The following is a 14,502-nucleotide window of genomic DNA, read 5'->3' as shown; positions in this document are numbered from 1 at the left end:
GATGCCGCAACGTCCCAATTTTCTCGTGATACTGGCCGATGACCTGGGCTTTTCCGACCTCGGCGCCTTTGGCGGGGAAATCGCCACACCACACCTGGACGCCCTGGCCCTGAACGGCCTGCGCCTGACCGACTTCCACACCGCGCCCACCTGCTCGCCGACCCGCTCGATGCTACTGACCGGCACCGACCACCATATCGCCGGCATTGGCACCATGGCCGAGGCCCTCACACCCGAGCTGATCGGCAAGCCCGGCTATGAGGGCTACCTGAACGATAAGGTCGTGGCCTTGCCGGAGCTGCTGCGCGAGGCCGGCTACCAAACCCTGATGAGCGGCAAATGGCACTTGGGCCTGACCGCCGAACTGGCGCCCCACGCGCGGGGTTTCGAACGCTCCTTCGCGCTGTTGCCCGGCGCGGCCAACCACTATGGCTTCGAACCGCCCTACGACGAGACGACGCCCGGCCTGCTCACATCCACGCCTGCGCTGTATATCGAAGACGACACTTTCGTCGAGCGACTGCCTGAACATTTCTATTCATCCGACGCCTTTGGCGACAAGTTGCTGCAATACCTCAGGGAGCGCGACCAGGCGCGACCGTTCTTCGCTTACCTGCCATTCTCCGCCCCGCACTGGCCGTTGCAGGCTCCCGCCGAGATCGTCGACAAATACCGTGGCCGCTACGACGCCGGACCCGAGGTGCTGCGCCTGGAACGCCTGGAAAAGCTCAAGACCCTGGGGCTGATCGACGCGGATGTCGAACCCCATCCACTGATCGGATTGAGTGCCCAATGGGCCGGCCTTACCGAGACACAGCGCCAAGTGTCGGCGCGGGCGATGGAAGTGTATGCGGCCATGGTCGAGCGCATGGACTGGAACATCGGCCGGGTGGTGGAGTACCTGCGCCAGCAGGGTCAACTGGATAACACGTTCATCGTGTTCATGTCCGACAACGGCGCTGAAGGTGCGCTGCTGGAAGCCTTTCCCAAGTTCGGCCCCGAGCTGCTGACCTACCTCAACCAGCACTACGACAACAGCCTGGAGAACATCGGGCGGGCCAACTCCTACGTCTGGTACGGCCCCTCGTGGGCTCAAGTGGCAACCGCCCCGTCACGGCTGTTCAAAGCATTTACCACCGAAGGCGGGATTCGGGTGCCGGCACTGATGCACTACCCTCGGCTGACGCTTGAAGGCCGGATCAGCCATGGGTTTGGCACAGTGATGGACATCACGCCGACGCTCCTGGACCTGGCCGGTGTGCGCCATCCGGGCCAACAATGGCGCGGCAAGCCGGTGGCGCCACTGCGGGGCAAGTCGTGGCTGGGCTTCCTGTCAGGTGAAACCGCCGAGGTGCACGATGAGCACACCGTCACCGGCTGGGAGCTGTTCGGGCGCCGGGCCATTCGCCAGGGCCGGTGGAAAGCCGTGTACATCCCAGGCCCGGTGGGCCCGGCGACATGGCAGCTCTATGACCTGGGCCAGGATCCCGGCGAGATCCACGACCTGGCCCAGCGTCACCCGGACAAACTGGCCACGCTTATCGACCATTGGCAGCAATACGTGGACGAAACCGGCGTAATACTCAGCGCATCACCGTTTCAGCCGGATTGAGCCCCGCGTTTGTGCGCGCTTGCGGCTCCAGCCGATTGGCCCGCGCAAACGTCCCGAAGTCATTGAAGCGCACGCCCATCTCAGCCATCACCTGGTGCGCCACCTTGGCGGTCATCTGGCGGATGTAGAACGGTTCCTTCACCACAAAATGGTGAATGCCATGGGTGCTGCCGAAGTTGAAGCAGAACGCCTGCAGAGGCCACATCCACCAGGGGTTCAACACCTGGGTCTGCTGGATCACATTGCCCAGTTCCACATCGCCGTAGTAGTGCATGTTGGAGCTGACAAAGTGCAGGCAAAAGGTACGCAGCACGTTGGGGCCGATGATCACCACGGCAGCGATATCAATCACCTGCATCATCTGCACGGTGCCGGCTGACCACTCGATAGGCGCACCGAGCAGACTGGCAATGCCATTGGCGGCATGAAAGCCAAGGAACACATACCACGCGCCCCAATGCAGCAGTGCCAGCGGTGCATACACCAGCAGCGAGCGCTTGAGAATCGTCAGTTTGTGCGTCCAGGTCCTGGCCCGCAGGATACGGATGAAGGCCGACATGACGTTATCGCCTACCATCAGCAACCGCGCAAAACCCCAAGGCTCGCCGTTGGTGATGGCGCGCTCTTCCATGTCGGTTTCGGTGCCGGAGACCTTGTGATGGTTGAGGTGCAGGTGCCGGCGCACCCACGGGTTGATCGTACTGGGCCGCGCCAGCCATACCAGGCCCATCATCAGGTTGTGAGGCACACGCTGCTTGCGAAAGTACATGCTGTGGATCAGGTCGTGTTCCAGCTCGTGGGTCAGTGAAGCCAGGAACGCGTTGAGCAGCAGGCACACCCACCAGGCCATATGCCCGCTGATGTAGAGCGCTGCGCAGCCAATCATGCCCGCCAAGGCAAACGCCAGGATGCCCGCGCCCAACGCGTCTTGATGCAGCAGCCAAGGGTGCTGCTGGCGCAGGCGCACGCCCTCGGCCAGCACCACTTCACGGATATGCGCCGAGCGCTGTTGTGCGTTCATCTGCTGGGGACTTGCAGAAGTACCGTCCATGCTTCCATCCTCTGGTTATTGATGGATGCATCCTGGCCCAAGCGGTCCGCCAGGGCATCAGCCACGCACGCCAACCTGTTGACCGCAAGCGCCAATCGCCATGACCGAACCCACCTCCCTCGCCAGCTGGACCCGCGCCCTGCGCAAGCAACTCGACGCCCTGGGCCTCGACAGCGCCGCGCTGTGCCTGCAAGCCGGGCTCGACCCGCAGCAGATGGACGACCCGAATGCGCGCTATCCGTTGTCGGCGACCACGCGTTTGTGGGCGCTGGCGGTGCAGGCCAGCGGCGACACGGCGATTGGTCTGCGGGTGTCGCGGTTCGTCAGCCCCACCACGTTTCATGCGTTGGGGTATGCGCTGGTGGCCAGTGGCAGCTTGCGCGAGGTGTTCGAGCGCATCGTGCGCTATCACCAGGTGGTCAGCGATGCACTGGCCCTGGAGCTGAGCGGCGATGGCGAGCGCTACCGGTTTCGCCTGCTGCAATTGCCCGGCAACCCGGCGCCAGCGTTCGAGGCCATCGATGCGTTTGCGGCGATCTATGTGCGTACCTGTCGCAATCGCCTGGGGCGCGAATACGCGCCGCTGGCGGTGTACCTGCGAAGGCCGGAACCGGCCGATCCCAAGCCATGGCACACAGTATTTCGCGCGCCGGTGTTTTTCGGCGCTGAGGAAGACCGCCTGGAGTTCGCCGCGCAGGATTTCGACAGCCACCTGGACGACGCCAACCCCGAGTTGGCCGAGCACAACGAAACTGTGCTCAAGCGCACCCTCGCTCAACTGCAACCGCTGACCTGGGAGCGCAAGGTTCGCCGGGTGATCGAAGCGCAGTTGCCGGACGGCGAGCCAAGTGCCGAGCGCGTCGCCCAGGCGCTGCACCTGAGCCTGCGCAGCTTGCAGCGTCACCTGGCGGATGAAGGCTGCCGGTTTGATGCGCTGCTCAATGAGTGCCGCGAGAATCTGGCCTTGCTGCACTTGCGCGATCCGCAATGCTCATTGGCCGAGATCAGTCATTTGCTCGGGTTTGCCGACACCAGCAGTTTCAACCGCGCGTTCAAGCGCTGGACGGGGATGACGCCGGGGCAGTTCAGGGATGGGTTGCGGTAGGTGGATTTGCGGTGTTCGTGATGGCCCCATCGCGGGCAAGCCCGGCTCCTACAGGGAATGCATTCCAAATGTGGGAGCTGGCTTGCCTGCGATGGCGGTGGTCCAGGTATTGAAGATGCCGGATCAATCAGCGCCCACGGTCACGCCGCAACAACTTCTTCACCCGCGCCACCAAGGCCTTGGCTTCAAACGGCTTGAGCAAGTAATCATCCTCATGCAGTTCCAACTCGCGCAGACGGTCCTCGATTCCTTCCGGGGTCGTCAAGAACAACACCGGCGTCTCGCCCTTCTTGCGAATCGACTGCTGCAACCTCCAGGCATTCAAACCCGGCAACATTACATCCAGGATCACCAAGTCATAGTCAGTGCTTTCCACAAACCGCTGAGCTGCCATGCCATTGGCTGCGACTTCTACTGCGAAGCCGGCCTCACTCAAGCCCTGGGCCATAAGTTGCGCCAATTTCGGCTGGTCTTCCACTAACAACACCTGCATGCCTACCTCTTGGTTCATTACAAACCTGTAATCGAATTGTTCGGCTTTTGAGCGAGACCGCTGGCTAAGGTAACGGCCTGCTTTCTGGAGCCGTTCCCATGTACCGCAATACCTTGTTCTTGAGCTTCGCCATCAGCGCCAGCGTCCTGGCAGCACCACCGCTGCCGCGCCACGCCGACCTGGATTTGCACACCGCACGCCAACTGGCAGACGCCAGCCTGGCGCAGTGCACGGCGGCACTTACCGTACTCGACCGGGGCGGTAATCCATTGCTGAGCCTGCGGGCCGATGGCGTAGGTCCACACAACAGCATCGCCAGCCAACGCAAAGCGTACACGGCGTTGTCGACTAAAACCCCCACTCGGTTGTTTGCCGAGCGTGCGCGCAACAACCCAGAGGCCGCCAACCTTAACAGCTTGTCCGAATTGCTGTTGCTCGGGGGCGGCGTGCCGCTGTTCGCCGACACTGAACTGGTAGGCGCGCTTGGCATTGCCGGTGCCGGCGGTGCCGAGCAGGACGACGCGTGCGCGGTAAAGGCGGCCAATCAACTTGGCCTGACAATCACCCCTTGAGGAAACCTCAATGAAAACCCTGACTATGACCCTCGCCGCCCTCAGCCTGAGCGGCCTGAGCAGCCTGGCCCTGGCGGCCGGCAACCCGCTGAGCGTGCATGTGCTGAACCTGGAAAACGGTCTGCCGTCTGCCGGTGTCAACGTCACCCTGGAGCAACACGTAGGCGATCACTGGCAGTCGCTGTCCGAAGGTGTCACCAACCAGCAGGGGCGCATCGCCGAACTGTTCCCGGCCAACCAAGCCATGAAGCCGGGCGAGTATCGCGTGGTGTTCAAGACCGGTGACTACTACAAGAAAGCCAATCGCGAGACGTTTTTCCCGGAAGTCCCGGTAATATTCGAGGTCAAGCAGGCCGACCAGCACTACCACATCCCGCTGCTGCTGAGCCCTTACGGTTTTTCGACGTATCGCGGTTCCTAGCCAGCCCCCGCGGCCTGCCGCAAGCGCGGCAGGTCGAGCACTTCAATCGCGCCGTAACTCAGCTTGATGATCTCCTGCTGCTCTAACGCCTTGAGCAAACTGTTGGTGGTCTGGCGCGACAGGCTCAGCATCGCGGCCAGATCTTCCTGGGGCAGTTGCAGGACGCGACGGGAATGCTCTATCTCGCCGTACCCGCCGGCAATCATCAGCAGCCGGTGAGCGATACGTGTCGACGCCGGCATCAGGCTCATCTGTTCGATATTGATCAGCGACAGGCGCAACTTCTGGCTCATCAACAACGCCATGTCGCGCCAATACGCTGGGCTTTGGTCAAGAATCTCGAGCATCGCCGATTGCGGTACCTGCAACAGCGTGCACGGCCCAACCGACAAGGCGTCGTGGGTACGCGGCAAACCGTCGAACAGGCAGATCTCGCCGAACCAGTAAGGCGTTTCAACCAGGCTCAGAATAGCTTCCTTGCCCTGCGCATTGACCGCACTGACCCGCACCGCCCCCTCCAATACCGCATACACCCCACAGGGCGGATCACCGCGCCGGAACAGGTACTGCCCCGCCGTCAGCTGACGCAGCCGAGCCGCCGCCAGCAAACTATCCTGTAGCGGTACAGGCAGGTGGCTGAACCACTGGCCGGTGGCCAATCGGGCATGCCAGGTTGCCGCAATCATGAGAACTCCAGAGATTGTCGCCCAGTTGACAGTCAGTCGCTGGCTGACGGGAGATGATCAAACATCCTACAGGAGGAATAACAATGAAAAGCCTCGTCGATCACCTGAGTCAATACGCTGCCTACCACCGCGACCCGCGCAATATCGCCAGCCACTTTGTCGGCATCCCGCTGATCGTGGTGGCGGTTGCGGTGTTGTTGTCACGCCCGGAATGGGCCGTCGCTGGCCTATGGATCTCACCCGCCGTGATTGTCGCGCTGTTGGCGGCGTGGTTTTACCTGCGCCTGGAATTGGCCCTGGGTCTGCTGATGACAGTGCTGATGGGCCTGTCGGTGTGGGCCGGCCACGTGCTGGCGGCGCAGAGCACGCAGGTGTGGCTCGGCAGCGGCATCGGCCTGTTCGTGGTGGGTTGGGTGATTCAGTTTGTCGGGCATTACTACGAAGGCAGGAAGCCGGCGTTTGTGGATGACGTCTCGGGATTGATCGTGGGGCCATTGTTCGTGGTGGCCGAACTGGCATTCCTGTTGGGGTTGCGGCATGACCTCAAGCAGCAGATCGAGGAGCGTTCGGGGCCGGTGGTTCGACGCGATCTGAAGCCGAGAGAGGCCTAAATGTGGGAGGGGGCTTGCCCCCGATGGCGGTGTTTCAGTGACATGTTTATCAACTGACCCACTGCTATCGGGGCAAGCCCCCTCCCACATTGGCACCGTTTTCACATTGGGTAGTGCGGGGTTATCAGGCTTTCTGCCAGACCTTGGGTTTGAAGAACAGCGTCTCGCCGCGCGCCAGGCCGGTCAGGCTGTCGTGGTCTTTCACCACTTCAGCTTCGATCAGCTCGCTCTGGCCTTCCACTTTCAACGTCACACGGGTAGTCGCGCCGAGTGGGCGAATATCACGCACTTCCGCCGCGTGATGGTCTTCCAGCTCATGCCGCGACAGCGACACTTCGTGGGGACGGAACAGCACGTGTTTGTCTTCACCCAGGTGCAGGCGGTTCGAATCACCCAGGAAGTGGTAGACGAAATCGCTCGCCGGGTTTTCGTAGACGTCACCCGGTGAGCCGATCTGCTCGATCACGCCCTTGTTCATCACCACGATGCGGTCGGCGACTTCCATGGCCTCTTCCTGGTCGTGGGTCACGAACACCGAGGTCAGGTTGATGTCTTCGTGCAGGCGCGCCAGCCAGCGACGCAACTCTTTACGCACCTTGGCGTCGAGGGCGCCGAAGGGTTCATCCAGCAGCAACACTTTCGGCTCCACCGCCAGGGCGCGGGCCAGGGCGATACGTTGGCGTTGGCCACCGGAGAGCTGCTCCGGGTAGCGATCCGACAACCAATCCAGTTGCACCATGTTCAGCAATTCGTGGACCTTGACCGCGATCTGGCTTTCGCTCGGGCGCTGGTTCTTCGGCTTCATGCGCAGGCCGAACGCCACGTTGTCGAACACGGTCATGTGACGGAACAACGCATAGTGCTGGAACACGAAGCCGACGTTGCGATCGCGCACGTCGTGGCCGGACACGTCCTCACCGTGGAACACGATGCTGCCGTCATCCGGGGTTTCCAGGCCGGCGATGATGCGCAGCAAGGTGGTCTTGCCGCAGCCGGACGGGCCGAGCAAGGCCACCAGCTCGCCACTCTGGATGTCCAGGTTGATGCTGTTCAGGGCCTTGAAGGCATTGAAGTTCTTGCTGACATTACGGACTTCGATCGACATGACTTATTCCTCAGCCGCACCGGCGCGCAGGCGGTTAATACGGTTCTCGCTCCACTGCTTGAGCAGCAGGATGAAGAGCGCCAGGATCAGCAACAGACTCGCCACCGCAAACGCGGCAACGTGGTTGTATTCGTTGTAGAGAATCTCGACGTGCAGCGGCAGGGTGTTGGTCACGCCGCGAATGTGGCCGGACACCACCGACACCGCGCCGAACTCCCCCATGGCCCGTGCGGTACACAGCACCACGCCGTAGATCAGTCCCCATTTGATATTCGGCACGGTCACATGCCAGAACATCTGCCAACCATTGGCACCGAGCAGGCGTGCGGCCTCTTCTTCCTGGGTGCCCTGTTCCTGCATCAGCGGGATCAGTTCACGGGCCACGAAAGGCACGGTGACGAAGATGGTCGCCAGCACGATGCCGGGCAAGGCGAACACGATCTGGATGTCGTGGTCCTGCAACCACGGGCCAAAGAAGCCCTGGGCGCCGAACATCAACACATAGACCAGGCCGGCGATCACCGGCGATACCGAGAACGGCAGGTCGATCAGCGTCACCAGGATGCTCTTGCCACGGAACGAGTACTTGCTCACGCACCACGCGGCGCTGACGCCGAACACCAGGTTGAGCGGCACCGAGATCACCACGGCGATCACCGTGAGTTTCAGCGCCGACAGCGCGTCCGGTTCGAGGATCGCGGTGAAGAATGCGCCGAGGCCGTTCTTCAGGCCCTGGGTCACCACGATAAACAGCGGCAACAGCAGGAACAGGGCGAACACCAGCCAGCCAAGGCCGATCAGGATGCGTCGCGACGCGGCGCTGCCACGGCGGGCAGCGTTGGCCGAGGACGCGGCGGAAATAGACGATTGGGACATGTTCCGCGCCTCCTTATGGACGTTCGATGCGCCGCTGCAACAGGTTGATCAGCAGCAGCAGGACAAAGGAAACCACCAGCATCAATACGCCAATGGATGTGGCGCCGCGGTAGTCGTACTGGTCGAGCTTGACCATGATCAGCAACGGCAGGATCTCGGTTTTCATCGGCATGTTGCCGGCAATGAAAATCACCGAACCGTACTCACCGACACCACGGGCAAACGCCAACGCGAAACCGGTCAACCAGGCGGGCAGGAGCGCCGGCACCAGGATGTGACGGAACACCTGCAACGGCTTGGCGCCCAGGCAGGCGGCGGCTTCTTCGACTTCCCGGGGGATATCGGCCAACACCGGCTGCACCGTGCGCACCACGAACGGCAGGGTGACGAAGGTCAGCGCCAGGGTGATACCCAGCGGGGTGTAGGCGATCTTGAAGCCCAGGTCGGCGGCGAACTGACCGACCAGGCCGTTAGGCGTGTACAGCGCGGTCAGTGCGATGCCGGCAACAGCGGTGGGTAACGCGAACGGCAAGTCGATCATCGCATCGATGACCTTGCGGCCGGGGAAGGTGTAGCGCACCAGCACCCAGGCCAGCAGCGTGCCGATCACGCCATTGATCAACGCTGCGTACAGCGCGGTGCTGAAGCTCAGTTGCAACGCCGCCAGCACACGCGGTGCGGAGATGATGTTCCAGAACTGATCCCAGGTGAGTTGAGCGGCGTGTACAAACATCGCCGCCAGGGGGATGAGTACGATCAGGCTGAGGTACACCACGGTGTAGCCCAGCGTCAGCCCGAAGCCGGGTATGACGGGGGAGATACGACGCGACATAAGAGTCCTTGGTCAAAGGGTAGAAACCACTGTAGGAGCGCGCTTTTCTGTGGGAGCCGGGCTTGCCCGCGATGCAGGCACCACGGTGTATCAGTCACACCGCAGTGATGCTATCGCAGGCAAGCCAGCTCCCACAGAAAAGCGAGCCCCTACAGGTATTTTGGCTTACTGCGCCGTGTAGATCTGGTCGAACACGCCACCGTCGTTGAAGAATTTCGGCTGGGCAGTTTTCCAGCCGCCGAAGTCTTTGTCGATAGTCACCAGGTCCAGTTTCGGGAACTGCTGGGCGTATTTGGCGGCCACTTTTGCATCGCGTGGGCGGTAAAAGTTCTTCGCCGCAATCTCCTGGCCGGCCGGGCTGTACAGGTGTTTCAGGTATTCAGTGGCGATTTCGGTGTTGCCCTTTTTCTCGGCGTTCTTGTCGACCACGGCAACCGGTGGTTCGGCGAGGATGGACAGGGACGGCACGACGATGTCGAACTTGTCGGCGCCACCGTCTTCCTTCAGTGCCAGGAACGCCTCGTTTTCCCAGGCCAGCAACACGTCACCCTGACCGTTGTTGACGAAGGTGATGGTCGAGCCGCGAGCACCGGTGTCCAGCACCGGCACGTGCTTGAACAGCTCCTTCACGTATTCCTGGGCCTTGGCTTCGCTGCCGCCGGCCTTGAGGCCATAGGCCCAGGCGGCGAGGAAGTTCCAGCGGGCGCCGCCGGAGGTTTTCGGGTTCGGGGTGATCACGGACACGTCTTTCTTGATCAGGTCGCCCCAATCCTTGATGCCTTTTGGGTTGCCCTTGCGCACCAGGAACACGATGGTCGAGGTGTACGGGGTGCTGGCGTCCGGCAGGCGGGTCTGCCAGTTTTCCGGGAGGGTCTTGCCCAGCTTGGCGATTTCGTCGATATCACCGGCCAGGGCCAGGGTGACCACGTCGGCGCGCAGGCCATCGATCACGGCACGGCCCTGCTTGCCCGAACCACCGTGGGATTGCTGGATCTTGACGTTGTCACCCGGGTGGGCCTGTTTCCAGTAGTTGGTGAACTCAGCGTTGTAGTCCTGGTACAGCTCACGGGTAGGGTCGTACGAGACGTTGAGCAACTCGTAGTCCTTGGCAACCGCGGAACCTGCAAACACGGCGCTGGCCAGGGCGGCCAGGGCGTAACGGCGAATCGACGACATAGAAGCTCCTGAAATTCTTTGGGTGTTGGCTTTTTTTATAGTTGCGGGTCTATCGCCGTTCTTGCTCAGCTCGGTTTGTTACCCGGGTTCTGCAGGCGGAATTTTTCCTTGCGTTCAATCTGTACCACTTGGGCGTTGTGCACGGTGATTTCCACCGCGCCAAACCGCAGATCGCGCAAGGCGCTCTGGATCTCACGCAAAATGGCTGCTTCGTCCTGGCCGTCGACGCTACGTAGAGATGCGCTCATGGTCTCGCTCCTGAAATGAATAGTGCCTGGCAGTGGCGGCACTGCTTGCGGCGTGAGGGCGATAGTAGATAAGCGCGGATATTCTTAAAAATACTATTTAAGAATGTTTATATAACCAGAAAGAATTTTCTGGTGGGACGTGGGGTTGCGCGCAGATTGCTTTCAAATGTGGGAGGGGCCTTGCCCCCGATGAAGGAGTGTCAGTCAACCAATGGGGGGCTGATGCACCGCTATCGGGGGCAAGCCCCCTCCCACATGTCGAGTGCGTTTCAATGCTGGATTGGGGGGGCCCGGTTCCAGTCGATTTCATGAGCAGGCACCGGCCGGCCAAACCAATACCCCTGCCCCATATCGCACTGCTGATCCAGCAGAAACCGCGCCTGTTCAACCTGCTCGATTCCCTCTGCATGCACCTGCATGCCCATGCTTTTCGCCAGGGCGATTACCACGCGCACGATCGCTGCATCGTCCTCGTCCCATGGCAAACCGGCAACGAAGCCCTGATCGATCTTGAGCTTCTGCACCGGCAAGCGCTTGAGGCGCAACAGCGAGGAATAACCGGTCCCAAAATCATCGATTGCCAGGCGCAAACCCAGCTCGCGCAGACGATGCAGTTGTTCCAGGGCCATTTCAGGGTCATCCATCACCGCGCTTTCGGTGACTTCCAGTTCCAGGCAGGCGGGATCCAGACCCGTGTCGTGCAGCACCTGTGCGACCTGCTCGTACAACTCGCGCCGGGCAAACAGGCGGCTGGAGACGTTGATGGCGATAAAACTCAGCGGCACCTCATCGGCCAGCCATTGGCACATCTGCCGACAGGCCTTGTCCATCACCCAGGCGTCGATATCGGCAATCAACCCGGTGCGCTCGGCAATCGGGATGAACTCGCCCGGCGGCACCAGACCGCGCTCCGGGTGCTGCCAGCGCACCAGCGCTTCGACGCCGATCAGGCGGCTGCCCTGCAGGTCGTGCACCGGCTGGTAGTAGACGCACAGCTCCTGCTGTTCAAGGGCACGGCGCAGCTCACTGGCGATCTCCACCCGGTTCTGCGCATGGGCGGTCAGTTCTTCGGTGTACAAGGCATAGCTTTCGCGGCCGGCACTCTTGGCCTTGAACAGCGCGGAATCGGCGTTGCGCAACAGCTGTTCGGCGCTCAGGGCGTCGTTGGGGAACAGGCTGATGCCAATGCTGGCGCTGATAAACAGCTGATGGCCGTCGAAGATGAACGGTTGCTTCATCGCATCCAGCATGCGTTGCGCCAAACTGGCCGCTTGCGCCACCTGTGGACAACTTTCCACCAGCACGGCGAACTCATCCCCACCCAGCCGCGCCAGGGTCACGCCTGGGCCGAACAGCGCCTTGAGCCGTTCGCCGACCAGCTTGAGCAACTGGTCGCCAATGTTATGGCCCAGGCTGTCATTGATGATCTTGAAGTGGTCCAGGTCCAGCAACAGCAAGGCGCAACCACGCTTGTGGATTTGTGCCGAAGCCAGCGCCTGTTCGGCACGGTCGGTGAACAGCAGGCGGTTGGGCAGGTCGGTCAGCGGGTCGTGATGGGCGAGGTGAGCCAACTCGTGCTCGGAGTCCTTGATGGCGCTGATATCGGAAAATACCGCGACGTAATGGCTGACGTGGCCCTGGTCATCGTGGATCACACGAATGGTTTGCCACTGGGGGTAAATTTCGCCGCTTTTGCGCCGGTTCCAGATTTCACCGCTCCATTCGCCGGTGCGCTCCAGGCTCTGGAACATCTGCTGGTAGAAATGCGACGAATGGCGCCCGGACTTGAACAGGCTGGGCTGCTGGCCCATGACGTCTTCGCGGCTGTAGCCGGTGATCGCCATGAAGGCCCGGTTCACATGCACGATCAGCCCCTGCGCGTCGGTGACCAGCACGCCTTCGCGGGTGCAGTCGAACACGGCGGCGGCCTGGCGCAGGCGTTCGCGGTTTTCCTTCAACGGTTGCTGAAGCTGGCTGGCACGCGCAAATCGGGCGCACATCAGGTAAATCGCCAAGGCGCTGAAGGCCACCCACACATAGCCACGCACTTGCAGCCAGCGTCCCAACTCCCACGGTTCATCGAGAAAGCTGATCAATAAGTGGTTGCTGAGCTGGAGCCACGCAATGGAAACCAGCAGGTATACCAGCCCCACACGCAGGGCACCTCGGTATGAAAACGGCATATGTTCAGTAATCCTTACCAAAAAAACAGAATCGCCCTACAAAGGCTGCGGATTATAGAATAAGAAACATCCAGTCACTCCTATCTGAAAGGGCGGCTGGTTTTCTCTGTAGGCTTAGTGATAATGCGTGAGCTGTTCTTTTCTTTATCTGAGGGCCATACAGCCTATGTGGTACAACGGTTTTCTTGACCTGTCAGCCTGGCAACTGGTGGCAGTCACGCTGTTGATGACCCACGTGACCATTGTTGGGGTCACGGTCTATCTGCACCGTTATTCAGCCCATCGCTCCCTGGAGCTCAATGCCGGCCTGAAACATTTCTTCCGCTTCTGGCTGTGGCTGACCACGGCGCAGAACACCCGCGAGTGGACTGCCATCCACCGCAAGCACCACGCCAAATGCGAAACCGTCGACGACCCGCACAGCCCGGTCATCAAGGGCCTGTCCACCGTGTTGCGCAAAGGCGCCGAGCTGTACCGCGCCGAGGCCGAAAACCCAGAGACCCTGCGTATCTACGGCAAGAACTGCCCGGACGACTGGATCGAACGCAAGCTCTACACCCCCTACCCGCTGCTGGGCGTGGCGATCATGGGGGTGATCGACCTGCTGCTGTTCGGCACCATCGGCATCACCATCTGGGCGATCCAGATGATGTGGATTCCCTTCTGGGCCGCCGGCGTGATCAACGGCCTGGGGCATGCCGTGGGCTATCGCAACTTCGAATGCCGTGACGCGGCCACCAACCTGGTGCCGTGGGGCATCATCGTCGGCGGCGAGGAGCTGCATAACAATCACCATACCTACCCCAACTCCGCCAAACTGTCGGTGAAGAAGTGGGAGTTCGACCTGGGCTGGGCGTGGATCAAGGTGTTCAGCTTCCTGCGCCTGGCCAAGGTGCAGCGTGTCGCCCCCATCGCCCACCGCGTGGAAGGCAAGGGCCACCTGGACATGGATACCGCCATGGCGATCCTCAACAATCGTTTCCAGATCATGGCCCAGTACCGCAAGTTGGTGATCGGCCCGCTGGTCAAGCAGGAGCTGGAAAAGGTCGATCACTCGGTGCGCCATCAATTCCACCGCGCCAAGCGCCTGCTGTCGCGGGAAACCAGCTTGCTGGATGACCGCCATCACGTGCGCATCCAGAGCATGCTTGAACACAGCCATGCACTGAAAGTGATCTACGAAAAGCGCCTGGCGCTGCAGCAGATATGGCTCAAGACCAGCTCCAATGGCCACGATATGCTGGCGGCCATCAAGGAATGGGTGCATGAAGCCGAGGCCAGCGGCATCCAGTCCCTGCGGGATTTTGCGCACCAATTGAAGACTTATTCGCTGCGTCCTGCGGCAGTCTGATGCTGCGGTGGGAGGGCTTGCCCTCCCACCTATCGGCTTTTTGGCGTCATTTACCGGGCACCGGCAATCGGTCCTGTTGACGGAACTTCACTGCAATTCGCCTCTCTCAATGAACACTTCGCCATCATGGTGGCCCCTTGTAGTGACCGCTGCTCCTGTTTGCGGCGCGCCCAGAGAGAG

The 14,502-nt window shown here is 61.2% G+C and carries 15 protein-coding genes; 6 read left to right on the top strand and 9 right to left on the bottom strand.

The features are described 5' to 3' along the window. Position 1 precedes the first annotated feature (1 nt). Positions 2 to 1,612 carry an arylsulfatase gene (locus tag LUU92_RS01000; RefSeq protein ID WP_257103029.1) on the top strand — a complete coding sequence of 537 codons (1,611 nt, stop codon included), beginning with the start codon at positions 2 to 4 and terminating at the stop codon, positions 1,610 to 1,612. Here LUU92_RS01000 and LUU92_RS00995 read toward each other — a convergent pair. Next, entirely contained in the window at positions 1,584 to 2,663 is a 1,080-nt protein-coding gene (locus tag LUU92_RS00995) for a fatty acid desaturase (protein ID WP_257103028.1), read from the bottom strand. The two genes, LUU92_RS01000 and LUU92_RS00995, sit on opposite strands and share 29 nt — an antisense overlap. A gap of 100 nt (positions 2,664 to 2,763) precedes the next feature. On the opposite strand from LUU92_RS00995, the gene LUU92_RS00990 reads away from it, so the two are divergent. After that, positions 2,764 to 3,768: an AraC family transcriptional regulator gene (locus LUU92_RS00990; protein ID WP_257103027.1), complete on the top strand. Its 1,005-nt coding sequence runs from the start codon at positions 2,764 to 2,766 to the stop codon at positions 3,766 to 3,768. 127 nt (positions 3,769 to 3,895) lie between these two features. On the opposite strand, the gene LUU92_RS00985 is transcribed toward LUU92_RS00990, so the two are convergent. Then, positions 3,896 to 4,261: a response regulator gene (locus LUU92_RS00985; protein WP_071489770.1), complete on the bottom strand. Its 366-nt coding sequence runs from the start codon at positions 4,259 to 4,261 to the stop codon at positions 3,896 to 3,898. Positions 4,262 to 4,359: 98 nt separating this feature from the next. On the opposite strand from LUU92_RS00985, the gene LUU92_RS00980 reads away from it, so the two are divergent. Together LUU92_RS00980 and uraH are read left to right on the top strand one after the other, a co-directional pair. Next, positions 4,360 to 4,833, top strand: coding sequence for a GlcG/HbpS family heme-binding protein (locus tag LUU92_RS00980; protein ID WP_093121803.1), 474 nt, complete (start codon positions 4,360 to 4,362; stop codon positions 4,831 to 4,833). A 10-nt stretch (positions 4,834 to 4,843) separates the two neighbouring features. Next, on the top strand, positions 4,844 to 5,254 hold the full coding sequence (uraH, locus tag LUU92_RS00975; protein ID WP_058424846.1) for a hydroxyisourate hydrolase: 411 nt from the start codon (positions 4,844 to 4,846) through the stop codon (positions 5,252 to 5,254). Here the strand turns inward: uraH and LUU92_RS00970 are convergent. Continuing rightward, a complete protein-coding gene (locus LUU92_RS00970; protein WP_071489768.1) occupies positions 5,251 to 5,940 on the bottom strand; it encodes a Crp/Fnr family transcriptional regulator in 690 nt (229 codons plus the stop codon). The two genes, uraH and LUU92_RS00970, sit on opposite strands and share 4 nt — an antisense overlap. Positions 5,941 to 6,023: 83 nt before the next feature. Between LUU92_RS00970 and LUU92_RS00965 the strand changes: the two genes are divergently transcribed. Then, positions 6,024 to 6,551, top strand: a complete 528-nt coding sequence (locus tag LUU92_RS00965) for an Mpo1 family 2-hydroxy fatty acid dioxygenase (RefSeq protein ID WP_257103026.1) — start codon at positions 6,024 to 6,026, stop codon at positions 6,549 to 6,551. A 124-nt stretch (positions 6,552 to 6,675) separates the two neighbouring features. On the opposite strand, the gene LUU92_RS00960 is transcribed toward LUU92_RS00965, so the two are convergent. From LUU92_RS00960 to dibA, 6 genes are all read right to left on the bottom strand, one after another. Beyond that, positions 6,676 to 7,656: a sulfate/molybdate ABC transporter ATP-binding protein gene (locus LUU92_RS00960; RefSeq protein ID WP_034101869.1), complete on the bottom strand. Its 981-nt coding sequence runs from the start codon at positions 7,654 to 7,656 to the stop codon at positions 6,676 to 6,678. Between the two features lie 3 nt (positions 7,657 to 7,659). Beyond that, positions 7,660 to 8,532 carry a sulfate ABC transporter permease subunit CysW gene (gene cysW / locus LUU92_RS00955; protein ID WP_010214166.1) on the bottom strand — a complete coding sequence of 291 codons (873 nt, stop codon included), beginning with the start codon at positions 8,530 to 8,532 and terminating at the stop codon, positions 7,660 to 7,662. A gap of 13 nt (positions 8,533 to 8,545) precedes the next feature. After that, a complete protein-coding gene (gene cysT, locus LUU92_RS00950) occupies positions 8,546 to 9,364 on the bottom strand; it encodes a sulfate ABC transporter permease subunit CysT (protein WP_016975029.1) in 819 nt (272 codons plus the stop codon). Between the two features lie 165 nt (positions 9,365 to 9,529). Next, entirely contained in the window at positions 9,530 to 10,540 is a 1,011-nt protein-coding gene (locus tag LUU92_RS00945) for a sulfate ABC transporter substrate-binding protein (RefSeq protein ID WP_071489766.1), read from the bottom strand. Positions 10,541 to 10,605: 65 nt separating this feature from the next. Further along, complete coding sequence (gene oscA, locus LUU92_RS00940) at positions 10,606 to 10,788, bottom strand: sulfur starvation response protein OscA (protein WP_003170956.1); 183 nt, start codon at positions 10,786 to 10,788, stop codon at positions 10,606 to 10,608. Between the two features lie 269 nt (positions 10,789 to 11,057). Next, positions 11,058 to 12,971 (bottom strand): phosphodiesterase DibA, encoded by a 1,914-nt coding sequence (dibA, locus tag LUU92_RS00935; protein ID WP_257103025.1) that lies wholly within the window; start codon positions 12,969 to 12,971, stop codon positions 11,058 to 11,060. A 166-nt stretch (positions 12,972 to 13,137) separates the two neighbouring features. Here dibA and desA point away from each other — a divergent pair, with 166 nt between their 5' ends. Continuing rightward, entirely contained in the window at positions 13,138 to 14,322 is a 1,185-nt protein-coding gene (gene desA / locus LUU92_RS00930; RefSeq protein WP_092248684.1) for a delta-9 fatty acid desaturase DesA, read from the top strand. The last annotated feature ends 180 nt before the right edge of the window (positions 14,323 to 14,502 follow it).

Origin of the sequence: Pseudomonas extremorientalis, from assembly GCF_024584605.1 — a bacterium.
Taxonomy (GTDB): Bacteria; Pseudomonadota; Gammaproteobacteria; order Pseudomonadales; family Pseudomonadaceae; genus Aquipseudomonas; species Aquipseudomonas extremorientalis.
This window is presented reverse-complemented; position numbering and strand designations above follow the sequence as displayed.